19 protein-coding genes are annotated in these 24,000 nt (G+C 50.6%); 7 read left to right on the top strand and 12 right to left on the bottom strand.

Going from position 1 to position 24,000, the window contains the following annotated elements:
* Window positions 1-777 (top strand): lipopolysaccharide biosynthesis protein (locus ACXJJA_RS01525; protein WP_456486458.1); only part of this gene is annotated, 777 nt, incomplete at its 5' end.
* Window positions 778-789: 12 nt separating this feature from the next.
* Here ACXJJA_RS01525 and ACXJJA_RS01520 read toward each other — a convergent pair.
* Entirely contained in the window at window positions 790-4,335 is a 3,546-nt protein-coding gene (locus tag ACXJJA_RS01520; protein WP_456486457.1) for a putative glycosyltransferase family protein, read from the bottom strand.
* A gap of 322 nt (window positions 4,336-4,657) precedes the next feature.
* On the opposite strand from ACXJJA_RS01520, the gene ACXJJA_RS01515 reads away from it, so the two are divergent.
* Genes ACXJJA_RS01515 through ACXJJA_RS01505 form a run of 3 tightly spaced genes read left to right on the top strand, consistent with a single transcriptional unit; the run spans window position 4,658 to window position 12,293 of the window.
* The gene (locus ACXJJA_RS01515) at window positions 4,658-10,936 is read left to right on the top strand and encodes a fibronectin type III domain-containing protein (RefSeq protein WP_456486456.1); all 6,279 of its coding nucleotides are present in this window, start codon (window positions 4,658-4,660) and stop codon (window positions 10,934-10,936) included.
* A 26-nt stretch (window positions 10,937-10,962) separates the two neighbouring features.
* A complete protein-coding gene (locus tag ACXJJA_RS01510) occupies window positions 10,963-11,517 on the top strand; it encodes a carboxypeptidase-like regulatory domain-containing protein (protein WP_456486455.1) in 555 nt (184 codons plus the stop codon).
* Window positions 11,514-12,293, top strand: coding sequence for a carboxypeptidase-like regulatory domain-containing protein (locus tag ACXJJA_RS01505; RefSeq protein ID WP_456486454.1), 780 nt, complete (start codon window positions 11,514-11,516; stop codon window positions 12,291-12,293). Before ACXJJA_RS01510 ends, ACXJJA_RS01505 begins: the two co-directional genes overlap by 4 nt.
* Before the next feature lie 45 nt (window positions 12,294-12,338).
* Here the strand turns inward: ACXJJA_RS01505 and ACXJJA_RS01500 are convergent, their stop codons facing one another.
* Together ACXJJA_RS01500 and ACXJJA_RS01495 are read right to left on the bottom strand one after the other, a co-directional pair.
* The gene (locus tag ACXJJA_RS01500) at window positions 12,339-12,506 is read right to left on the bottom strand and encodes a hypothetical protein (protein WP_456486453.1); all 168 of its coding nucleotides are present in this window, start codon (window positions 12,504-12,506) and stop codon (window positions 12,339-12,341) included.
* Window positions 12,484-12,813 (bottom strand): DUF2325 domain-containing protein, encoded by a 330-nt coding sequence (locus tag ACXJJA_RS01495; RefSeq protein ID WP_456486452.1) that lies wholly within the window; start codon window positions 12,811-12,813, stop codon window positions 12,484-12,486. The genes ACXJJA_RS01500 and ACXJJA_RS01495 overlap by 23 nt, the downstream gene beginning before the upstream one ends.
* Window positions 12,814-12,930: 117 nt before the next feature.
* On the opposite strand from ACXJJA_RS01495, the gene ACXJJA_RS01490 reads away from it, so the two are divergent.
* Genes ACXJJA_RS01490 through ACXJJA_RS01480 form a run of 3 tightly spaced genes read left to right on the top strand, consistent with a single transcriptional unit; the run spans window position 12,931 to window position 14,955 of the window.
* Window positions 12,931-13,854 carry a TIGR00269 family protein gene (locus ACXJJA_RS01490; RefSeq protein WP_456486451.1) on the top strand — a complete coding sequence of 308 codons (924 nt, stop codon included), beginning with the start codon at window positions 12,931-12,933 and terminating at the stop codon, window positions 13,852-13,854.
* 19 nt (window positions 13,855-13,873) lie between these two features.
* Window positions 13,874-14,215 (top strand): ATP-binding protein, encoded by a 342-nt coding sequence (locus ACXJJA_RS01485; protein WP_456486450.1) that lies wholly within the window; start codon window positions 13,874-13,876, stop codon window positions 14,213-14,215.
* 23 nt (window positions 14,216-14,238) lie between these two features.
* Entirely contained in the window at window positions 14,239-14,955 is a 717-nt protein-coding gene (locus tag ACXJJA_RS01480) for an AAA family ATPase (RefSeq protein ID WP_456486449.1), read from the top strand.
* Window positions 14,956-15,012: 57 nt separating this feature from the next.
* Here ACXJJA_RS01480 and cysC read toward each other — a convergent pair whose 3' ends face one another.
* From cysC to ACXJJA_RS01435, 9 genes are read right to left on the bottom strand one after another with little or no spacing between them, the layout of a single operon-like run.
* The gene (cysC, locus tag ACXJJA_RS01475) at window positions 15,013-15,558 is read right to left on the bottom strand and encodes an adenylyl-sulfate kinase (RefSeq protein WP_456486448.1); all 546 of its coding nucleotides are present in this window, start codon (window positions 15,556-15,558) and stop codon (window positions 15,013-15,015) included.
* 28 nt (window positions 15,559-15,586) lie between these two features.
* Entirely contained in the window at window positions 15,587-16,579 is a 993-nt protein-coding gene (locus ACXJJA_RS01470) for a DRTGG domain-containing protein (protein WP_456486447.1), read from the bottom strand.
* A complete protein-coding gene (locus tag ACXJJA_RS01465) occupies window positions 16,576-18,645 on the bottom strand; it encodes an acetate--CoA ligase family protein (protein ID WP_456486446.1) in 2,070 nt (689 codons plus the stop codon). The genes ACXJJA_RS01470 and ACXJJA_RS01465 overlap by 4 nt, the downstream gene beginning before the upstream one ends.
* A gap of 38 nt (window positions 18,646-18,683) precedes the next feature.
* Complete coding sequence (locus ACXJJA_RS01460; protein WP_456486445.1) at window positions 18,684-19,766, bottom strand: Coenzyme F420 hydrogenase/dehydrogenase, beta subunit C-terminal domain; 1,083 nt, start codon at window positions 19,764-19,766, stop codon at window positions 18,684-18,686.
* 13 nt (window positions 19,767-19,779) lie between these two features.
* On the bottom strand, window positions 19,780-20,730 hold the full coding sequence (gene porB, locus ACXJJA_RS01455) for a pyruvate synthase subunit PorB (RefSeq protein WP_456486466.1): 951 nt from the start codon (window positions 20,728-20,730) through the stop codon (window positions 19,780-19,782).
* A gap of 15 nt (window positions 20,731-20,745) precedes the next feature.
* Window positions 20,746-21,924: a transketolase C-terminal domain-containing protein gene (locus ACXJJA_RS01450; protein ID WP_456486465.1), complete on the bottom strand. Its 1,179-nt coding sequence runs from the start codon at window positions 21,922-21,924 to the stop codon at window positions 20,746-20,748.
* A gap of 14 nt (window positions 21,925-21,938) precedes the next feature.
* Complete coding sequence (locus ACXJJA_RS01445) at window positions 21,939-22,220, bottom strand: 4Fe-4S binding protein (RefSeq protein ID WP_456486444.1); 282 nt, start codon at window positions 22,218-22,220, stop codon at window positions 21,939-21,941.
* Window positions 22,221-22,264: 44 nt separating this feature from the next.
* Window positions 22,265-22,810 (bottom strand): pyruvate ferredoxin oxidoreductase subunit gamma, encoded by a 546-nt coding sequence (locus tag ACXJJA_RS01440; RefSeq protein ID WP_456486464.1) that lies wholly within the window; start codon window positions 22,808-22,810, stop codon window positions 22,265-22,267.
* An 18-nt stretch (window positions 22,811-22,828) separates the two neighbouring features.
* Window positions 22,829-23,995: an aminotransferase class I/II-fold pyridoxal phosphate-dependent enzyme gene (locus ACXJJA_RS01435; RefSeq protein WP_456486443.1), complete on the bottom strand. Its 1,167-nt coding sequence runs from the start codon at window positions 23,993-23,995 to the stop codon at window positions 22,829-22,831.
* Window positions 23,996-24,000 lie beyond the last annotated feature (5 nt).

Raw genomic sequence — 24,000 nt, 5'->3', positions numbered from 1 at the left:
GGGTTGTTTGGAGGTCTAAGCCAGACACTGAGCAAGATAGTCATAAGCCATGATCTTGGGATTGTGTGGCAGGGATACTTTGATGTCTCCCTTACGCTCGTTGCGATTTTATCATTTGCCTTCGCTGCGATGAGCTTCATTTCTATTCCAGAAGCCACCGGAGCTGATAACAAGGAAGAGATACTTTTCGAGCGGGGGAATTTAGGCGATGTCGTCCGAGGACTGTTTGCGTTTCTTGTATTAGGCATAATACTGCTCTATTTTTATTCATATCAGTTTATCGAACTCCTCTTCGGACGTGAATACATCGCCTCCGCCGAGTATGTGGTAATACTAGCAATCGGATACATATTTCTCTTCATACAGCAGTTCCTGGCATACATGAACGTATCGTTTCAAGACCCGAAAGAATACAGACCGCTCATCATTGCCACGCTCATCTGTTTGGTTCTTTCTCCACTCGCAACCCATGTATTCATACTTTTCATGGGGTTCTTAGGCGCTTATGTTTCTTTAACCCTTTTTCTAATCATTTATGCGGCTATAACCATCTTATACTCAAATGACCTGTCCCCACTTCATGCACTTTCGCAGAGAATAGACAGGCTCGCTGTTTCTTCTCTAGTAACCTTCATTTTCATATACTTTTTCGCATCTTCCCACTTCTTATATGGAATATTCGCCTCCTCCTTCATATTCACTATTCTTGTCTTTTCCTCGGGTTATCTTGATAAAAGTCTGATCCTGGATATGTTTAGAAAAGAAGTAAGTTCATAAATACTGCTTGCTCTACTCTCTTTCCAAGACGATTTCTTTCATCCCTCCCGGTTCAAGGTCTGTGCTCACATAATAAACGCATTTATCCCAGAAGCGCATTTTTCTTGATATTTTAGCATTTTTAACAGTATATTCAGCAGCTCCAGGCACCTCCACCTTAAACGTCACACCATGCACCGCTTCTTCATTGTCATTTTTCACTGAAATTGTAGTTTTACTTCCATCATCGTTTCTTGAAACAGTTGCATAGACATTCTGTAATAACAGGAAGTGCTTTGCAATTTCATAGGGCGTGGTGAAGTTCATTCCTTTCTCTCTCGCATACTCGATTGTGTTTAATACCTGAGGCATATATTCCGTTTTGCTTACTTTTTCAGAATCCCATAAGAACACACACAAACCCTCATTTTTAATAACCGAATCAATGACCGCCTTCCAAGCGGTCTTGTAGTCATCATAGAAGTAGGTCGCCCCTCCTATTACAGGCTCTGAAACAGGAAGTAAAACCACGTCGGTCCTATCACCATGATAATAAGTTAGTTCTGGATGTCTGAGCCCTTCCTGGAAGTATATATCAAAAGCAGGCGCTACACTCTTTGCAACTAAAAACGTCAGATTCTGATCGGAAAGCACCTTCACAGTATCAAGCTCGTATCGTAGGTCTTCCGGCATGAAACCATCAATCTTAATCCCGTACTTCTTCGCTGCGTTTTCTTTTATCTCTTTTATCTCCTCCTCCTGAACTGTGATATTATATCCTTCTACCCTCTCACACCCAATTATGTAAGCACCCTCTTCCAGTAGCTTCTCCATTCTGCTCGTATTTATCTCTGCATCCTGCATCCTTACAGCTTCGGTATAACCGGTTACACCCGCTTCTCTGAGTCTTTCATGTGCGTTGAGTATTACATCAAAATCCTCTTCAGAGCTCGTATTAAGTGAATTGATACGGCTCACCAATATCATCGGTATCTCTCCATCTGGGTATGGATACAGCGATACCGAAGAGTAACGCTCTATGTTCTTCTCCGCTCTCTGCACATCCCCTATGGAAATCCACTGGATTACATCCATCGATTCTGATGGCATCAGAGATTCACCCAGATGCATGGAGACCTCATAGTAGGAATAATTTATAAGACCTGTATAGGTTATCTCATCAGGATACGGCGCAGTTTTTTCAAATTTGATGTAAATACCCTCTTTACCATTATTGATAAACATCCTGTTAAACCTGAGCTTCTTTAATCTAACTTCATCCTCACAGGGGTATACAGTCCTCTTTTTTGCAGGCTCGTTATCAAGCCTGAATGAGAAATACCTCATCGGTGAGAAGTATGCCATGGTAAGATCTGGATTCATGCTTGAATCATTTATCCAGTCATTCGAGAGAATGATCTCCCTCTTCATCGCTCTATCAAAGAATGTGTATTTCACCGTTAAAGTTGCCCAGTTTTCTATATTGCTTATATCTTTTAACACAGTCCTATATGTTATCTCATTCTTCCCCAATATCACCGTTGGGAAAGAAATCTCATGCAATGCCCACCCATTAACCTGCTCATTGTGAGAACCTGCACCCCAGCAAATCTTGATAAAATCATAATACAGACCCTCATCACCAAGGAAATTAACTGTTTTATTGCCTATATACTCTATTGCGGGATTTGTCTTACCTATCCTCATCTTATAATAATCTGTCTCAACCAGATAGCTATCACCGGCATCCTTTATCAGCGCATCATCTGCGAAGTTCAGTTGTGGTGCTATATTAGCTCTATGCACAGGATAGGTAATGTATCTATAGATGAAGAAAGGTCCTGCTGAAGAGTATATCTTATCAAGCTGCCTGTTGTAATCTATCACCAGTCTTTCAGGTTTTTCACCGAAGTTGCGTATCGTTCTCTTCGATACAATCAGGTATTTGACACCGAAGGTTGCATATAGGTCGTCTGCATGCTTCTCGCTGTTCATGTTAAAACATACGCTGTACTGGTCCCACTCAAAGCGACTCGCCTCAGAGCCTGCACCGATTGTAGTAACACCCGGGGGGATCTTGTTCCCATAAACACTGATCATATGCCGGTATCCCAGACCATCGCAACCTTCATCTGGCGCACCAATACCACCAAGCCAGCTTAAACCCGTTCTTTCATACTTCGATCCACTTATTAATGGGTGGTAATAAAGGTTGCCTACCACGGGCAAGACTACGATAGAAAAGAAGACACCTAACAAAAGCATAGCGACAAAGAGCTTTTGCAATTTGCCCCTCATCCGAACTTCTACCTTTGCTTTTGCATGATAAAAGCCTAAAGATGCAAGTATTGGAATAATGACAAAGAAATATCCGATTTCTCTTAATGCGCCCGTCCCTTCTCCCCCTGTAAGGTATCCCGGAAGAAGAGCCACAATCATTACTGAAAAAAGCAAGCATAAACCGTTCCTGTTGGTCTTGAATGCGCCAATAGCAGCAAGAGCTACGTGAACAGGACCTAACCAGAACGGTGTGTATGAAACAGAATGAGAAACATGCCTTATGCCTCCGATGATAGGAACTGAAAAGAACTTTTCTGGAAACTTTAGTTTTATTTTTCGTACCGATATTTTTGCCTTTATTTTCGAGCGTAAAAACATCAGCAGTTTGCAAATCGCATATATCGAAAGACACATGAGTACCACATACAAGGGGTTCAGCACAACGAAAATCTGCTCGTAAAACATCTGAGCAAGCTCGCCTGAAAAGGGCACGTGTAAACTTGAAGAGATAAAATCGCCAACAGAAACCAGAATCCGACCTTTATCTATGTACTGGGGATGCACGTAAGGAAACAGATGCATCGTTATGATATAAAGGAACATCACACTGGCTGTTGCCACGTATGCCTCCCGATGAATGTTGCCATATAAGACGGCATATATGAAAAGAAAAACGAAGACCAATGAGAGCAAGAACATATAGGTGCCTGTATGCGTGAAGCAAAGGGTGAATATGAAGATATTTCCCAAAAGAAATCGCTTCCAGAAAGATATTTTATCTATTTCTACCAGTATAAAGTAAAGAATAAATATAAGGAAAGATCTAACAAAAACTGATGTGGAATACCCTAGAATGCCCGTGCACAGAAGCGGTGTGGATAGAAAAAAAATCACCGAAAGCAGCGCTTCATTATCTGAAGATATGCCAAATACCCTTGCATAGGAGAAATACAGCGTTATCAGAATGAGCATAATTGCAAAAGGTAGTATCCGCGAGAGCTCAAGCATATCCATTCCTGTTATCTTCGCTACAATAGAGCCAAAAAGCCAGAGTCCAAAAGGATAGTCGTATCGTAAATACCCTTCTTCCAGGCAATGCGTATAAAAATCCGAGAGAGAATGCACGCTTGTCATTTGACGAGTAAAAAACAGATGACTATAAACATCGGTTCCATAAGGTATGGGAAATACCAATGTGGGAAGAACAAATGCCAGAATCAACAGGGAGCAGAGCAGGAAAAGGAATACCTCTTTTCTTTTTTCATGAAACTTAGCGTGCATTTCCTGCTTCAGGTTCATGGCTTCTTATCCCTATTATAATATTTTTATAATAAAAGTCTTTACCCCCAATAGCCCGCCCGGGGGTTGCAGCATGCCTGTTCAATCTTATTTTATCAAACATTTGCCCAAATTTTATCTATCGTTGATTAATTTATTTTGAATATTATAAGTATTTTATCAAACACCCGCCCAAATTTTATCCATCATCGATTAATTTATTTTTGAATATTGCAAGTATTCATTCAGTAGATGGTTTCCTTTATATATCCTCCAAAGAAGAACTATTATGGCTATGAACCAATCGAAAGATGTAAATAAGAAACTCATGTCAATTCCCTCCATGAAGCCAATCCTCACAATCGGACTCCTCTTACTGTTCCTGATTTCGTTCCAGGGAGTGGTATCTGCTCAGGAGCAGAATATCACACTTGATAAGTGGTGGCGATACGGGTGGACGGAGGGGATAGCCACAGACGAAGAGGAGAATTATCTATATCTGGTTTACGGTGCGATGCTCCGTGTGTATGACATTACCAACAGGTTTAACCCTGTGGTAGTAAAAGATGTGCCCGTAGATGCTGATTCATGGGGCACGAGATTATTTATTGATGGAGACTACCTTTATCTCAATTCCAATACGGGTTTATGGATTTTTGATATTGCCGATAGAGAAAACCCAGTAGTTATAGGCTATTATGGCGATTATACTTGGGGGGAATATGGAAACGTATATGTGGAAGGCGACTATGCTTACATTGCATGTGGCTCTAATGGATTAGTTATTTTAGATGTGAGCGATAGATTGAACCCGGTAAAAGTTGGTGTTTGGGAGCCGGAGGGGAGAGTTGAAAAAGTGATTGTGAAGAATCAAACCGCTTACGTCTTAGATAAATATAACGATTTTATCTATTACGTCGATGTATCTAACCCAGCAAATCCTAACAAAATAACGGAAACTAATTGCTCAGGTGCCGCTTTAACTGATATGGATTTGTGGTCAGATTATCTCTTCATAACAAACTATCCCGGTCTTTCATCATCCCCAGATTGGGAAAATGTGGCTTTGATAGTGGTTGATGTCTCTAACCTCAGTAACCCGGTTATCCTACATGAATGCGAAGAGGGCTGGGACACGCCGTCCGGCTTCGGATGGGATTATATAAAAGTCGTATATCCTAAGGTGTATGTTGCAAAATCAAGCCTCGGCGCAGGTGCGTTCGACATCGCTGGAATGCCGAACCCGCCAGAGCTAATTGGTAAAATTTCTTCACCGGGTGGACAATATGTCAGAGACATAGCAGCGGTAGAAGATTATGTTTTTCTCAGTGGTGGTGAAGGGACCGCAGGTATCGGAATTTTCGACTTTAAGAATATGGAAGTAAAAAATATATTGCGTGAAGCAGGGCGAACATTTCAGGTTGATTCCATAGGCAATCAGTTTGCTTATGCAGTTGGCGACCTCTGGTTCCGTATATTTGATATAACTGCTGACCCCTTTGAACCAATTTATTCCGAACGTGTTGGAGGAAGATGTCGTGAAATTCCTGTAACTTTTGAGAAGGCTGGGAGGATATACTTTGCATGGCCAACGGGCTGGGGTCCTGTGTATATTTATGATGTAACCAACCCATACGCTCCAGAACGAGTTTTTGAAAACCAAGACATGAACTCTGGAGACGTCGCCTATAACGCCGAGCATGAAATTCTATTTGTCAGGTCTCTTCTCTCAACAGGAGACCCAGAACGTGGAATTGAACATTATATCAGATCTTTTGACCTGAGCGATATGGATAACATAACCCTTATTGAAGCGTTGCTTACCGGAAATTCAAATAGCACAGGCGAGCATGGATATACTTATTTGCATGGAGCATGGACATACGGAGATTATTTCTACACAACCGCTTCTTCTATTGGCACAGATAAATTGCTCATCTATAAGATAGGAGCGGATAAGAGGCTGTCGTTTATCAAAGAATACAGCTTTGGAGTGGGTGATATAGGGGAAATGGCATTTGAGTCGAACTACGGATATATGGTCACTCCTAATGGGTTTTATGTCCTTGACATGAGCAACCCCGAATCCCCTCAGATTATTGGAAGTAATAATGAAATTACAAGCGCTTCCAGAGTTCTTCCGGGAGGCAACTATGTTTATGTTGCTCAATTTGAAGAAATGTATAAGGTTGATGTAACTGATAAAACAAATCCACAGATTGTCGGCTCTTTCACACACGCACCAGATCAAATACACGGCGTCGCCAGATGCAACAACAAACTCGTCCTCGCAGCGACAAACGATGGAGTTATGCTGTTAAACAATCCCGGAGACTCGCCGATGCCCGACCCGACACTCAAACTAAAAGACCAGACTACAGGAAACACCAGATACACTCGGTCAAGCACCGTAAATGTGGAAATAAGCAATGACGATACGGCAGTCGCATGGCTATTGAGCGAGACGCAGGACACGCCTCCAGAGCCATCGGATTCAAGATGGACTGCCACAAGACCGACAACCTATACATTTGATAGTCCAGAGGATGGCATCAAAATCGTCTATATATGGGTGAAAGACGCAGATGGCAATGTCAATTCAGGACCTGTGGCAGCTTCAATAATCTACGACACCACGCCGCCCGTCTTCGTTTCTTCGGAGCCGCCCGACGGTAGCGTTGTCATAGACCCGCTCTCGGAGGTTAGAATCACGCTGTCCGATGATTTCGAGGTTGATGCGGCGGGCACTTTGGTAGAAGTGCAGTTAAACGGCGAGCCGTTCTCGGATTACGCTCTCGAATACGACACGAACGAGGTAATTCTGCGTTTCGCAAGCCCGCCGGACGGCGTTTACGAGTTCACGGTGACGCCGAAGGACCGCGCTGGCAATTTCGGAACGCCGACGACCTTTACAATAACACAGGACACCAGCATAGAGCAAGTGGAAATAAGCGCCGCCGCCGACATCGAGGATGCTTACTTGAGCGAGTATCTGCCGGGTGTCGAGAACGGTGCTTACCCGTATATATACGTGGGAAAACTGGGCTACGACCCCGGGAATTACCGTGCGAGGGGTCTTATAAAGTTCGACCTTTCGGCGATTCCGAGTGATGCCGAGATTCTTGCAGCGGAGCTGCGAGTAACGCTGTATGAGGTCGAGGCGCCGATGACTTTAAACTTCTACCCGGTAACGAAGGACTGGCGAGAGTCAGAGGCAACTTGGAACCAATACCAGAGCGGCAAGCCGTGGGACAATCCCGGCGGCGACTTCGGCGAGCTTATAGCCTCGGTAAACGTCAGCGACGCCGGCGAAATACGCGTGAGCGGCTTGGAAAGCTTGGTGCAGAGCTGGATTTCCGGTCCAAATTACGGGCTCTTGCTGGAGGCGGACGACGCCCCCGATTACAAGTGCATCACAATCCGGCAGAAAGACAGCGACTACTACACAAACCAGACCAAGCTCATCGTCACTTACCGACCGGCAAGCGCCGCTTTAACAATAACGAACATCCAAGTCACCGACATAACCCAAAACTCAGCAACCATAACTTGGCAAACCAATAAGCCAGCAACTTCCTTAGTTAAATACGGCTTATCTCCAGGAGCTTATACATCAGAGGCAATGGACACGACTTATTCAACTTCCCATCAAATCACCCTAATGAATCTGAACCCAAACACTACCTACTACTTTATTGTGAATTCAACAGATGCTTATGGAAATTCTGCTCAAAGCTCAGAGCATAGCTTCATGACTCTTCCCGAAGATACCGCCCCTCCCTTAATTTCAAACGTAACCGTGGCTGAAATAACAACAAGCTCCGCCGTCATAACGTGGGAGACCGACGAGCCCGCCACGAGCTTGGTCAAATACGGCACCTCCGCCGGAAACTACGAGTATCAGAAATATGATGCATCTCTCGTTTTATCACACAGCATCACCCTAACAAACCTCTCCGCAGGAAAAACTTACTACTTCGTCGTCAACAGCACCGACGCCTCCGGAAACTCAGCACAGAGTCCCGAATACAATTTCACAACTCCAACCGAAGATAAAACGCCGCCCTCAACAACCGTCGCTATCACGCCACAGCCTAACGAAAAAGGCTGGATTAACTCAACCCCCGTAGTCATCACCTTTTTTCGTAGTGACGATTCTGGCGTTGCTTATACTAATTACTCTAATACTTCGCAGACGGGTCCGTGGACGTCAGTAGCGGGCGACGCTCCCTTTAACGTCACGCTCACTGCCGAAGGCACTTTCACGCTCTGGTATTACTCCGTTGACGTTTTCGGGAACGTAGAATCCGTCAAAAACGTCACCGTGAAAATAGACCGCTCGCCCCCCTCTATTTTGAATATAAACGTAACGAACATAACAACAAGCTCCGCTGTCATAACGTGGGAGACCGACGAGCCCGCCACGAGCTTGGTCAAATACGGCACCTCCGCTGGAAACTACGAGTATCAGAAAGGCGACGCAAGCTACTTAGTTTCGCACAGCATGCAACTCACAGACCTCTCCGCAGGAACGACCTACTACTTCGTCGTCATAAGCAAGGACGCCGCCGACAACACCGCTCAGAGCCTCGAATACAACTTCAAAACGTTGTCTGGAAATAACCCCCCTTACGCACCCTCAGACCCCCACCCCGAAAATAACTCCGTCGACGTTCCCGTGAACGTCACGCTTAGCTGGACCGGCGGCGACCCCGACGACGGCGACCCCGTCACATACTCACTTTTCTTCGGCACCACCCCCGAGCCCCCACTGCTCGCACAAACCTCCGAACGCACTTATAGCCTTACCCTGAGCTACGACACTCAATATTTCTGGAAAGTCGTTGCAACCGACTCTCACAACGCCTCCTCATCAAGCCCCCTCTGGACATTCCGCACCACCTCAGCTCCAACGCCGACTCCAACCCCCACGCCAACGCCAACACCGACGCCAACTCCAACGCCAACTCCAACTCCAACACCTACCTCTTCTCCAACACCAACGCCTTCCCCAACACCGACACCGACGCCAACTCCAACCCCCACGCCCACTCCTTCCCCGACACCGACGTCAGCATCGCTCTTTGGCATAGTTTCGGATAAGTCCACCGGGACGCCCATACCGAGCGCAACGGTCTCAGCAAGCAACTTCTCAACCGCAACGAACGAGACGGGCGCTTATCTCATGACGCTACCCGCTGGTGACTATATCGTAACAGCATCTGCCGCGGGCTACAACAACCAGAGCAAACAGGTCTCGCTCTCATCCGGAGAGGCAAAGATGCTCAACTTCGAACTTACGCCGAGCGGCTTCATGCCGGCGCCGCCGCACACCGTCTACGGTTTTGTCTTCACGCACAGCCTCGAAAACGCAACGAACGTGAGCGTAACGCTGACGCACGAAAGCGGCACGCTTCACACCACGACTGCAGCTGACGGCAGTTACACCTTCGAACTCGCAAATCTCCAAACCTACAACGACGGCGACCAGATGAAAATAACAGCGACGCTCGGAGAAAGCATGGCGGAACTTAACGCCACAATTGACTTGAGCGAAGAGCCTCAACGCCTCCCCGACCTGATACTCAATGCCGCACCCTTAGTAATCCTTGAAAGCCCTGAGAACGCCGCCATACTTAACGATTCCGTCGTCGCCTTCGAGTGGCATGGTGGCGACCCTGACGGCGATTCCTTGAACTTCACGCTCTACATAGACGCCGAAAACACCTTCGACAGCCCAGCTCTCAGAGTCATAAATGTCGGCGCCGCTGACCGCCGATACGTCCAGCTCGCCGATGGCACTTGGTATTGGAAGGTCTTGGTGACGGATTCATTCATGGTCACTTCCTCAGACGTCCGTTCTTTCACCCTTGACACCGTGCCACCTCAAGTAACCATAGACGAGGTCGATGTAGAAACCCTTGAGAATCCTTATACCGTAACAGGCACATTCGCAGAAAGCGGCTCTGGAATATTGTCAATCACGGTAAACGGCGTAGACGCCGAGATTAACGGAAACGAATATCGGGCGGAAGTCCAGCTCCATGACGGCGGCGCCAACGTCATACTCGTAAAAGCTGTTGACAAAGCAGGAAACGTGGGCATCAACAGCACGAACGTCACGCTGCTCAGTTCCGCGGACATAATGCTCTATCCCGACTGGAACCTCATAGGACTGCCGTTAAACGTCTCCGTAGATGCTGAAAGCTTCTGCAACGCCGCAGACATCACCGTAATAACACGATGGGACCCTGCCACAAAATCTTACATAAGCCACGTCAGAGACACCGCTGCGAACAACTTCATGCTCAGCTCCGAAGAGGGCTACTGGGTTTACTCCGAACGCCGCCACGACACGCAAATCACCGGCGTGCCCTTAAACTCGACGACCTACGTGCTCAAAGCCGGCTGGAACCTCATCGGCGGCATCAGCGGGAGCGCAGAAGAAATTTGTAACTTGTTGGGCTGCACCAGCATCACCAAATGGGACGCCGCCAACCAGAACTACCTAAGCCACATCGCCGGAATGATGAGTAACAATTTCGAGGTGACACCTCAGGATGGGCTTTGGATATGGATGGACCACGATGCCATCGTCATTGCAACATCCGAAAATGATTAATATAAGAACGATGCACTTTGGATAAGATGCCTCAAAAACGTTATGCCGGCAAAGTTGCATTCACACTCGCGCTCCTAATATGCATGCTCTTTGGAATGGCAGCCGCTGCTACGCTCACGCCGCCGAAGCCGCATCCGATCTATGGCCACGTCCTTGACCAGTATGGGACCCCGCTGGAGGATAAGCTCGTTCGCCTCGTAAATACGAACACCGGGGAGTCGCTGCAAACAACGACAGCCGCGGACGGCAGCTACGTCTTCGAACTTGCAAACCTCGCCAGTGGCTATAATGACGGCGACGTCCTGAAAATACAGATAAACTCGCAGGAAAAAACGTTAGTAGTTGACGCAAGCGCCGGCTACCAGCGTGTTGAAGATTTTATAATAAACGTCGGCGATAATCCGTCCGGCACTGAAGAGGAGCAGACCCTTTCTGCACCTACGTCCACGCCTGCGCCCACGTCTGCAGCGCTACCGATGGGAGAAAAGTCCGTCCCCGAATTCCCATCAATATTGATACCCGTAGCCGTCACGCTGCTCAGCATACTTTTCCTCAAAAGGGTCTTAGTTGATAGAAAATGAGTATGAGTGAGACGCCGCCGCCGTTACTGCTCTTACTTATTTTTTTAGTTTGTATAGTCTTCGTAATCGGCATAGCACTAGCACAGCCGCCGCCGCAACCAGTCCTCGTAGCCGGATACGTCTTCGACACGCACGGAAATCCGTTGGAAGGCGCAATCGTGCAGCTTCTTAACATCAACACCAGCGAGCTTCTTAACACAACGACTGCGGCTGACGGCAGTTACACCTTCACCCTCGTAAGCGCCTCTGAAGGCAATATTCTGAAAATAACCGCTACTTATAAGGGGTATTCCGACTCTCTTTACCACACCATCGCAAACATCAGCATGCCGGTGCAACATGTGCCTGACATCATCCTCTTAAAAGGCTTCGACACCGGCGCTCCCGAAAACCCCTATCCGAGCATCTACGGCGTGCATAGGGGCACGATTACCCCAAGCCATGACATTTACGCCTCAAAACTCTATACCTTCGCATGCACGGGCACCGGCGGGCATACCGAATACGTGAAAATCTGGAACGAGACGTGGAGCGGCGTCGAAGCACGCTGGCGCGGCTACCACGGCGGCGACTGGCACTACGTGGAGTTCCCTGAACCCTTTGTCCTAAAGGCAAATAACACCTACAACTATGAAATAAGAACTGGCTCGTATCCCCAAATACACCACGCCACGGCGCTCGAAACGCCCGACGGCACTGTGACTTGCGAGGAGTTCATAGATGCGAACGGCATACGCCATGAAGGCTGGATTCCTGCCATTAGGCTTTTAGACTGAGCTGTAACGCCTCAAGATGGCGATGCGACGAGACAAAGAACGCAATCACGACGCTTGGTAAAGCTCGCACTCGTTGTAAAACCACTTTGCCAAACCCGCCTCAAGCTCTTTGAATAGCTCATCCACACCGTTTGTATATAATTGCTTACTTCCTAAAGCGTCCATCAGCTTTATCAGCTCTTTCACCAACCTAGTGACGTGCTCTGCATTCATCCGAATCCCCCCTCTCATCATGCACGAGCTTCAAGAGCGATTTTTTGAGCGCCGAGATGCTGCTGCGCCCGCTTAGCACGACGGGGACGCCGCTTCCCCTTGCAGTGCTTATCGCAGTCTCTGCAAGCTTTTTTGAATTCACATCCGTGAATATTATTACGGCTTTCGCATTACGTATGTTATTTCCGAGCTTCGTTGACTGCGTCTCGAAGACTTTCGCCCTGAAGCCCAGCTCCGCAGCCGCCCGCTCGTAATGACGGCGGAGCCGCCCTATACCCCCAACTATGATAATACTTTTTTCGGACATAATGCGTTTTTGGTATTACTAATATATAAGTTTTTATGCGAAAAGGTGACCGTGCCACGCGAAGAGGGGTGCGCCCCCTCGCAGCAGTATTTTTACAATAGAAATTAAAGTTCGAGGATGCAGTGCAGCAAGTGCCGCCGTGACGCCGTCGTGCAACAACGGTATTCGGGGTTACGGCTTTGCGAGACGCATTTTTTGGAGGACGTGGAGCGTAAGGTGAAACGACGGCTGCGCAAGGAAATCAAGCTGCGAAGCGGCAACACGCTCGCAGTGGCACTCAGCGGCGGCAAGGACAGCTCCGTCCTACTTTACGTGCTGTGCGGGATTTTCGGACGTCGCCGCGACATCAACATCGTGGCAATCACAGTGGACGAGGGCATTGCGGGCTACCGCCCGAAATACGTGCGGCAGGCGAAAAAGCTCGCTGACGAGCTTTCCGTAGATTTGTTCCTCTTCTCGTTCAAGGCAGTATTTGGGGCGACTCTTGATGAAATAGTGCGGGCGGCGGGGCTTGACGAAGAGCTGCGGGATAAAGCGCCGTGCACGTTCTGCGGCGTCCTCCGCAAGACTCTCCTTAACCGTGTCGGGCGTGAGCTGGGCGTTGCCGCAATCGCAACCGCTCATAATCTCGACGACGAAGCGCAAACCATCCTCATGAACTACATCAGAGGCGACATCGCACGCCTTTTAAGAGCGCCTGCACGCAGCGAGAAGTTCGTGCCAAGGGTGAAGCCGCTACGAGACGTCCCTGAGGAGGAAGTAGCGCTCTACGGCATGCTTCGGGGGCTTAAGGTCGAATTTGAAGAGTGCCCTTACAAGAGGCTCTCGTTCCGCTTTAAAATCCTAAGCTGGCTCAACGACTTCGAGCGCCGCCACCCGGGAACGAGATATTCCATACTGCGGGGCTTTGAAAGGCTGGTTCAAGACGAGCGGCGGCACTTCGAGCCGAAGAGCTGCGAACGCTGCGGCGAGCCGTGCGCCGGCAACATCTGCCAAGCCTGCCGGTTGCTCTCCAAAATCAATATTAATTATGCCCCGTAATTACTTATGGGGGGTAATCATGCTCTTCGACCTCAGACCCAAAGAGCAGCGAGAGGAGCTTTTCGGGCGAAACGCCGAGCTTTCCGAGATTTTAAGGTTGCTGGAGGCTGGAAGGTGGGTCGCGGTGCTCGGAGCGAGAATGACGGGGAAAAGCAGCATTATAAAGACCGCTGGCACTGAGCTCTCAAAACAAAGTTTCCGATTTATGTATGTGAATCTTCTTGGCGTGAGGAGCATAGACGGTTTTATCTCCGCTATTGCTGATGCCATTAACCGGTCAAAAACGCTTCTCGACAAGGCAAAGGATTTTCTCTCCTTGGTGGGGAGGGTGTCCGAATTGGCATCGGTGGGCTCTCCCTGACCGTCCCGAGGGCAAAAAGACCTGTGCGGACTGCATTTGAGATTTTCTCTGCGCTCGGAAGCACGAAAGAGCGAATTGTGGTGGCATTGGACGAAGTTCAGGAGCTTTCAAGCGTTTCCAGACCGCTTCTTGAGCTCTTAGGTAGGCTCTTCGCAACACATCGCAACCTCCTTTTCCTCTTCACAGGCTCACAATTCGGACTCATGCGCACCCTCCTCGAACCCGGAGCAGAATCTCCACTCTACGGTAGACCCCCAGCTAAAATCATCTTGCAACCCTTCGATACCAAGACCGCCACCGAATTTTTGCGATGCGGCTTTTTGGAGCTGGGAATGACTATGGGGGAGACGGAAATAGAAGAGGTCTTAGAAAGGCTTGACGGGATTCCAGGCTGGCTCACGCTCTATGGGAGCAAGGCTGGCGTGGAAAAACTCCCACACGCTGCCGCCTTAGAGGAAGCCGTGAAGGATGCTGAGAAAATAGTAGTCTCTGAGCTAAGAAATTTTCTGGCAAGCAGGAACAAAGAGCTTTACATCGCGGTCCTGAGAGCCGCCGCTTACGGAGCGAGGTGGGGCGATTTGAAAAGAGCAGTGGAGGCGAGAGTTGGCGTGGTGAACAGCGCAAGGCTCGCTGCCGCTCTCCGCTCGTTGAAAGCAACAATGCTTCTTGACGAAGAAGAAGGACTTTACCGTATAATTGACCCGATTGTGCGTAAGGCGGTGCTCACGAGGCGAATTTAACCTAGCGCTGCTTCAGTGGGCGAGGCACTTATCATAACGCACGAACTCGCTCTACTGTTAACACCTCTCAGACGGTAAATACCCCATCCCTTCCAATTCCTTCAGGATTTTGCTCACACACGCCTCCACGCTCTCTTTGCTCGTTTCCACGATTATTTCCGGGTTCAAAGGCTCCTCATAGGGGTCGGAGACGCCTGTGAAGTCTTTAATCTCGCCGGCGAGCGCCTTCTTATACATGCCTTTAACGTCCCGCTGCATGCAGACCTCCAGCGGGCATTTCACATAAACTTCAACGAAATCGCCAATTTCCTTACGAGCCTCCTCCCGCACTTTCCTGTATGGCGAAACGAACGACGTGAGAACGACGACGCCGTTCCTCGTCAGCAGCTTCGCCACGAACGCCACCCTTCTTATGTTCTCTTCCCTGTCCTCTCTCGAAAAGCCAAGGTCGCGGCTCAGTGTCCGCCGCACGACGTCGCCGTCCAACCGCTCCACCTTTAAACCACGCTTGCGCAGCTCTTCGGCGACGGCGTCAGCGAGCGTCGTCTTCCCCGAACACGGAAGTCCCGTGAACCACAAGGTAAAACCCCGCTCATCGCACATGCTCCCACCTCATTCGCAGCACGCCGCTTTAAAGAAATGTCTCCTCTAACTTCACGTTTTCTTTTATCAGCTTCTCTGCAAGCTTTATCTTCTCAACGTCCTCAGGATGTATCCGCGCGATCATGTTTTCAATGCGTTCCGCAGCTGAAAACGTGTCAAGCTCCGTCAAGAGTAACGGCACGCTATGTTCCTCCGCCGTGGAAATGACGTGCGGCGTCGGGTAGCGTCCGCCAGTGAGAATGAGGCAAGAACACGGCGTTGAAAGTGCACATAATTGAATGTCGGGGCGGTCCCCGCCGGTGATCACCGCCTTTCTCGGCGCCCTTCCGAAATACTTGATTGCATTCTCTGGCGACATCGCCCCGACCAAGACGTTCTCCACCACGTTACTCATGCCCGCCTCTCCCGCCACCACCTTTGCGTCGAGATGCTCTGCGATTTCTGAGACCCTCAGCATGATCAAGCGGCTTTCGTAAGGAATTCTGCCTAAAACCTTGACCCCTACGCCTTCTAAGAGTCTTAGAATGTCCTCTCTTCTTACCATGTTCAAAATGACACCTCGGAACTTCGCCCCGCCCTTTTCAATGAAGAACTTGTAGGAGAGGAGCCTGTCAATGTCTTGCAGCTCGTCTCGTGCGAGCAGTATAACCTCGGCGTCCAGCTCGCATGCAAGCTCAACAGCCGAAATCCCAGCCGAGAAGCCGGTGAAAAAATCTTTCGGCGCCTCGATGAGCATGATGTCCTTCCCCTGCCCCGCCTCGGCGAAGCAGCGCAAAATCTTTTCCTTGTCAAACTCGCCCGAAAAGTAGTCAAGTGGGCTGAGCACGTCCTCCGGAAGCTCGTAGCTTAAAACGCTCTTCATGAGGCGGGCATCCTCCTCCACAAACCGCCCGTCCACATATACAATGTTCTCTTTTATTGGGCGGAAATAGCCGACGTCGCGCAGGTTCCTTGCTACGCCCACACATAAGAACGTCTTCCCAATCCTCTCACCTAAGGAGCATATTACAAAGCTCCTCATACTCCCCCCTCTCTTATTGTTATCAAAACATCTACCGCCTTACAGCCCCGTTCCCCCGTTATCAGCGGGTTTACCTCAAGCTCGTTTATTTCTGGGAAGTCTAAGGGAATCTGGGAGAGTTTTAGGATAACATCTTTTATGCAGCTTATGTCCGCCTTCGGGCTCCCACGGTAGCCCATCAATAAAGGATACGCTTTAATCTCTCTTATCATCTCCTCTGCTTCATCCTCGTCTATCGGCAAAATCCTGCGGGAAACGTCCTTCAGAACTTCCACGTAAATGCCCCCTAAGCCGAAAGTCAAAACGTGCCCAAATTGCGGGTCTCTCGTGACGCCCACAATAACCTCAACCCCCTCAACTCTCTCCTGAACGATGATGCCTTCTATTTTCATGTTGAAGCGGTGCATGTTGCTCAAGATGCGGAGGTAAGCGTCCCTCAATTCTCCCTCGTCATCTGCGAATTGCACCCCACCAACGTCTGTTTTGTGTAAAAGCTCTGGCGAAAATGCCTTTAAAACCACCGGGAAGCCCATTCTTCTCGCTATCTCCAAAGCCTCATCCGGGCTCGAAGCTATGTCCTCCTCGGGCACGGGGATGCCGTAAGCTTTCAATATTCGCCGCCCTTCCCGCTCGTTTATCACGAGAGTGCCCGCCGCTCTTGTCTCTTCTATTATCTTACGCACCACCATCACATTCCTTTCAACTTTGATGCCTTTTCGGGCTCTCTTTTCTTCCATTTTAAGCTCGCGCCCTCTATACTCGTTTAGTGCGCCGAGCACACGGACCGCTCGTCTCGGCTCATCGTAGTTAGGGACGCCATGCGCCTTCAAAATAGGCAAAGCAGCCTCGACGTTAGTGCCGCCCATGAACGACGCCACTATGGGTTTTAAGTCCTGAAACTTCGCAACGACCTCCGCAGTCTTTTCGACCTCGGTCATCGCCTGCGGCGTCAAGATTACGAGGAGCGCCGCAACGTTTTCATCTGCGATGACAGCCTCAAGAGCTTTCTCGTAGCGGTCGGCGGTGGCATCCCCGAGAACGTCCACGGGGTTGTAGATGCTTGCATGCGGCGGAAGCTCGTCTTTCAGCTTTCTTATCGTGCAGTCGCTGAACCTTACAAGTTCTAACCCGTATTCGGCGCAGGCGTCCGCCGCAAGAACTCCCGGACCGCCTGCATTTGTCACTATCGCCACTTTGTTCGTCTCTGGAATCTTTAGGAGGCTGAAGCCTGTGCAGATGTCAAAAAGCTCTTTAAGGGAATCCGCAACGGTGATGCCGGACTGTCGTGCGGCGGTCTTAAAAACCTCGTAGGAACCTGCGAGAGCGCCGGTGTGCGAAGACGCCGCTTTTGCGCCTTCCGCCGTCCTTCCGGACTTTATTGCGACGACTGGCTTGTTACAGGCTTCTGCAGCGCACATAAGTTTTTTGCCGTCCTTCACGCCTTCTAAGTAGAGAGCGATGGCTTTGGTGTGCTCGTCGTCCTTGAGAAATTCTAAGAGGTCGGCTTCGTCCACGTCGCACTTATTTCCAAGACTTATGAAGTAGCTGAAACCGATGGCTTCCTTATCGGCGAGGTCGAGGACCGCCGTGCATAGAGCTCCGCTTTGCGAGATGAAGGCGATGTGCCCGGGCTCCGGTGCCTTCGCCGAGAAGGAAGCGTTGAGCTTCGAATATGCGGCTATGATGCCCAAGCAGTTCGGACCAATGATGCGCGTCCTGCCCTTTGCAGCATCTAAGAGCTCCTGCTCAAGCTGTAAGCCCTCCTTACCAATCTCCCGAAAGCCTGCGGAGATGACGACGGCGCCCTTTGCGCTCGCTCGCCTTATGACTTTGGGAACGATGACATTTGGCACGCACACAACTATTAAGTCCACAGCGCCCACTTCAGAAACGTCCTTGTAGCACTTTAAGCCCAGAATCTCGTCGGCGGCTGGATTTATGGGAAATATTTCGCCCTCGAACCCATACTCAATAATGTTCTTCAAGACCGAGTGCCCGACCTTGCCCTCTTTCCTAGAAGCTCCTACGACAGCAACTGAAGTCGGTTTAAAGATTCTGTTAAGCATTCTTCGCCTTATGCATCCTGCCTGTCCGTCATCAGCCGTTAGCGCTGACCGCGCAACCGTTTCCTCTCTGCAAGCCGCACCACAGGCTTTAACTCTTCAAGCTCCTTCGCCTCAATATATCCAGCTTCCGTCGCCGCAGTTACGAGCCGCTCGCCCAGCTTGGAGCGCACAAGCACCGTCGAAAAGCCCTCCGGTGTCCCCACTGAGCCTACTGATACATCCGCAAGCTCCGCTGTGAAGTCCGTGCAGACCGCGCACCCTGGCATCGCACGCCCCTCCAACTCGCTGAGCTTCATCACGAAAACCCTCTCGCCGCCGTCCGCCGTGTGAATCCAAAAGAGCCCTTTCCGCACCTCAAGTTTCTTAACTTTCTTGACGTCGCCAACAAGCTTCGCAACAAAATCCATCAACGACGGCTTGAAGCCCTCCATGCAAAAAAGTCCCAAAAGTAGCTTTATTTTCTCCTGTCCTATTCTATAAGGCTCGTCCAGCGTCTGCACTTTTCTCAACGCTTGTATCTGGCACGGCGTCCCCACAAATCCTATTCTCTCGTAACCAGCGTCTAAAGCGTCCCTAACGCCGAGAACGCTCGGCGACGCTACATATTTCGTCCCGGCGCTCTTTATAAGTTCTTCGGCGTTGTTGACGACTTTGACTTCGTTCTCCCAAGCCTCGTTAGCGCTTGTGACCACTGCGCAGTCCAGCACCCCCTCGCTCAGCGCAAAAGCGAGAAGTGCTGTCACGGCGCCGCCGTCTTGTGCATTTTTCAAAATTTTCGCATCAGTCGCCCGCACTGCATACGCCTTCCTGAAAACGCCGAGCGTCTCCTCCTCCCCTCTCGCCCGCCCGAATACCTTTCGCTCAATTTCCTCAACGTCCAGCGAAACTCGTGGACAAAGCGTGTAGCAAAGCCCGCAGAGCACGTCATAGTCCGCCTCGAAGCTCGGCGTCGCCGTCTCGCCGCTTTTTATGCTTATCCAGCCGCAAAACGCTGCACACGTCCCGCAAAGGCTGCATCTCCCCACCTCGACAACTGCCTCCTTTAGGTCAGCAAAGCCGCACTCCAGAAACCTCGGCAACCTTACATATTTTATTTCTGGCTTAACTCCCTCAGTGCTCATTTCTCTCCACCTCTCAGTCTTCCTGCGACATTCTAACCTTTTTCCTTAGCTTCTTATATTCTGAAACCACACGCTCTTGAATCTTTTCGATTTCACTCTCAGGTAGATGCCTGAAACGCCCTTGCAGCATCAAATATTCACGCACCGGCTTCAACGACTCCACGTCCATGTCAATGCTCAACTTGTAAACACCGTTCTCCACTTCATAAAGCGGGAATACACCTGTTTCGACGGCGAGCCGCCCCAGCTTTATCGTCAGCCTCGGCTCGAACCGCCAGCCAGTGCAGCACGGACTTAAAACGTGCAAATACGACGGCCCTTGCGTCTCGACCGCCTTCCGCACCTTCCGCATCAAGTCGTAAGGATACGAAGGACACGCAGTCGCTACATACGGAATTCCGTGCGCCACGGCGATTTCCGGCATATTCTTTTTCCAAGTTCGCTGCCCGATGCTCTTCGCACCGTGCGGCGCCGTCGTCGTCCACGCCCCGTAAGGTGTCGAACCCGAACGCTGAATGCCTGTATTCATATAAGCCTCGTTGTCGAAGCAGACGTAGAGGAAGTCGTGCCCCCGCTCCATCGCCCCTGAGAGCGCTTGAAGTCCGATGTCAGCGGTGCCGCCGTCGCCCGCAAAGCCCACAACTTTTATCCTACGCCCCGGTTCCAACTTTTTCCTGCCCTTCCGCAGCATCGCTTTATAAGCTGATTCTATCCCTGAAGCGACGGCGCCCACGTTTTCGAAGAGGGTGTGGATCCAAGGAACACGCCACGACGTCCAAGGCAATGCCGACGAAATTATTTCCACGCAGCCGGTCGCTGTAACTATGATTACGTCTTTACCGAGCGCCTTGCAGACGAGTCGCACCGCAAGCGCCTCGCCACAGCCCATGCACGCACGATGCCCGGGCGCAAAATACTCTTCCGCCGGAATCTCGTTTTCAAACCTCACAGCCACCTCTTTCACCTCCAACTCATCGCCTCACTCCCGTAGCCCCACAAACTCAAAGCCCTCAAGCTCGCCGCTCGAAACACGCTCTTTTGTCCGTCGCAGCACGTTTTCAAACTCCCCGGTCCTAACGTCCCTGCCGCCGAGACCGCCGACAAAACTTACGACCTTCGGACGCTTTCCCTCGGGCAAATGGTAGAGGGCAGCACGCACCTCCGAACACAGCGGACCGCCCATCCCGAAGGAGAGCGCACGCTCAAAGACGCAAACTACCTCCACGCCCCGCAGAGCCCTACAAACCTCCTCAAACGGAAAAGGGCGCCAGAGCCGCAACTTCACAAGCCCGACGCTCTCGCCATGCTCCCGCAATGCATCCACAGCGAGCGCCGCCGTCTCCGAGTAACTCCCCATCATCAGCAGCAAAATGTCCGCACCCTCCGCCCTGTAAGTCTCAACAGGACGGTATTCTCTCCCAAAAACTTCTTTAAACTCCTTAAAAGTCTCTAAAATCTTCTCGTAGGCGTTTTCGATAGCGACTTCTTGCGCCTTCTTCACCTCGGTGTATATGTAAGGCGGACCGTAGCAGCCCATGCTCACCGGGCGGTCGGGGTCGAGCGGGAACGGATATTCCGAAAGCGGCAAGAACTCCCGAACCGCTCCCTCCTCAGGCAGAAGCACAGGCTCGACGACGTGCGAGACGTGGAAGCCGTCAAGGTGCACCATGGCTGGTAACAGCACGTCAGGACGTTCCGCAACACGATATGCACAAAGCATCAGGTCAAAAGCCTGTTGGGCGTTTTCTGCAAACATCTGAATCCAGCCGCAATCCCGAACCGCCATGGCGTCAGAGTGGTCACCCCAGACGTTTAAAGGTGCCGAGAGTGCCCTGTTTGCGATTGCAGCGACCACTGGAAGCCGCATCGCCGACGGCACGAACAAAACTTCGTGCATCAGCTCAAGCCCCTGCCCGGCGGTGCATGTGAAAACGCGTGCGCCGCACGCCGCCGCGCCGACGACGGCGCTCATCGCCGAGTGCTCGCTCTCCACACAAATGAACTCCGCATCGAGCTCACCATTCGCCACCATTTCCGCAATGCGCTCCACGATGTGCGTCTGCGGCGTGATTGGGTATGCGGCGACCACGTCAACGTCAGCCATGCGCACAGCCTCTGACACTGCATGCGAGCCCTCCAGCGCCACTTTTCTTGACATGCCCCTCACCTCGTTCACTCCCCCTCCTCAACCATCTCGATGGCGTCCCTCGGACACTCGTGCGCGCAGATGCCGCAGCCCTTGCAGTAGTAGAGCTCGGTCTCGTAACGCCCGTCTTTGAACACGACGCAGCCCTCCGGGCAATAAATATAGCAGTTCCCGCACATTATACAAAGCTCCTGCTTCCGCACTGGACGCTCGCTGCGCCAGTCCCCAGTCCTGTATTCGGCGGCGCTCCCCGGCTCCGTGACTATCGCTCCGACCTCAAGCTCCTTCCAGCTCAATTCCCCCTTCAATACGGCACCTCCCAGATTAAGCAGCCGAAAAACCAAGATAGAAATCAAAAGACGTTCGTCCTCTCATAAGCCTCTCTCATCGCTCGCATGTTTTTTTCAGCAAGCCCGTCGCCGAAACGCTCCTGTAACGGCTCCTCAAGCGATTCCAGCTTCACTATGCCCCTCGCCTTCAACAACGCCCCTATCATCGTTGTATTCACAATATTCCTGCCCAAAATTTCCTTTGCTATGCTTGAGGCGTCCACGAACGCTACCCGCTCGACCTCATATTTCTCTTTTATCTCCTCTCCCGACCTTTTCGTGTTCACTACCGCCAATCCCCCCTCTTTTAGGTCCTTCGTCGGGTTCACTATGTCGAGGAGCGTCGGGTCAAGCACGACAACCACGTCCGGCTCCTTTATTTCAGTCCGCACTCGTATTGGGCTGTCGCTTATCCGCAAAAAGGCGAGAACAGGGGCGCCTCGCCGCTCAGGTCCGAAGCTTGGCATGGACTGCGCATACTTACCCTCGCTTATTGCGGCATGCGCTACGAGTTCTGCGAGCGTCACGCCGCCCTGCCCGCCCCTTCCGTGTATTCTCACCTCGATAATCCCCACTTTACATCACCCCTAGCTCCTTTCCAAGTTTTTTAAAAACCTCTCTATTCTTGCAAGCGCCTCCTTGATGTTCTGTTGCGACGTCGCGTAAGAACATCTTATATAGCCCTCGCCGCACTCGCCGAAGACATTTCCAGGAACCACGACGACACCCTCCTTCAAAAGCAGGCGCTCCACGAATTCTTCAGAAGAAAGTCCCGTGCCTTCTATGGACGGGAAAATATAAAATGCCCCTTTCGGCTCAAAGCAGTCTAAACCAACGTCTCTAAGCCCTTTTAGTATGAGACGCCGTCTTCTGTCGTATTCTTCTACCATCTCACGCACGTATTTCTCACCGGCGCTTAGAGCTTCGATGGCGGCGACCTGCGCAGTCACGGGCGCGCAGAGCATCGTGTATTGATGAATCTTCATCATCGCCTCTATGATGTCAGCGTTTCCGGCGGCGAAGCCCAGCCGCCAGCCAGTCATCGCATACGCCTTCGAGAAACCGTTCAGCAGGATCGTGCGCTCCTTCATGCCTTCAAGCGAAGAGAAGCACGTGTGCTTTCCTTCGTAAGTCAGAAGCCCGTAAATCTCGTCAGAAATGACGAGGATATCATGCTCATTTACAACGTCCGCAATCTCTTCCAAGTCTTTTTTCTTCATTATGGCGCCTGTTGGATTGTTCGGATAATTCAGAATCAAAGCTTTCGTCCTCTCAGTTATTTTCGCCTCTAAGCTCTCGGCAGTCAGCCTGAACTCGTCAGCCTCGCGCGTCTCGACGGTCACGGGCATCCCGCCGGCGAAGACCACGCACGGCGCGTAAGAGACGTAGGAAGGCTCGTGAATCAGCACTTCGTCACCGGGGTTCACGACGGCTCGGACAGCAAGGTCAAGCCCCTCGCTCACGCCCGTCGTCACTAAAATCTCGCCTTCGGGGTCGTAGCTGACGCCATAGTTATCCTCAAGGTGCCATGCGATTTCCTCTCTGAGCTCCAACAGCCCCCAGTTTGAGGTGTAGGAGGTTACTCCCTTCTCAAGGGCGAAAATGCAGGCTTCTCTGATGCTCCAAGGCGTTACAAAGTCGGGCTCGCCAACGCCAAGCGAGATGATGCCTTCGATGCTCTGCGCTAAGTCGAAGAAGCGGCGGATGCCGGAACTCTTGACGGAACGCACTCTTTGTGCCACGAAGTCTCTCATCAGAG

Source organism: Candidatus Alkanophaga liquidiphilum (genome assembly GCF_053996935.1).
This window is presented reverse-complemented; position numbering and strand designations above follow the sequence as displayed.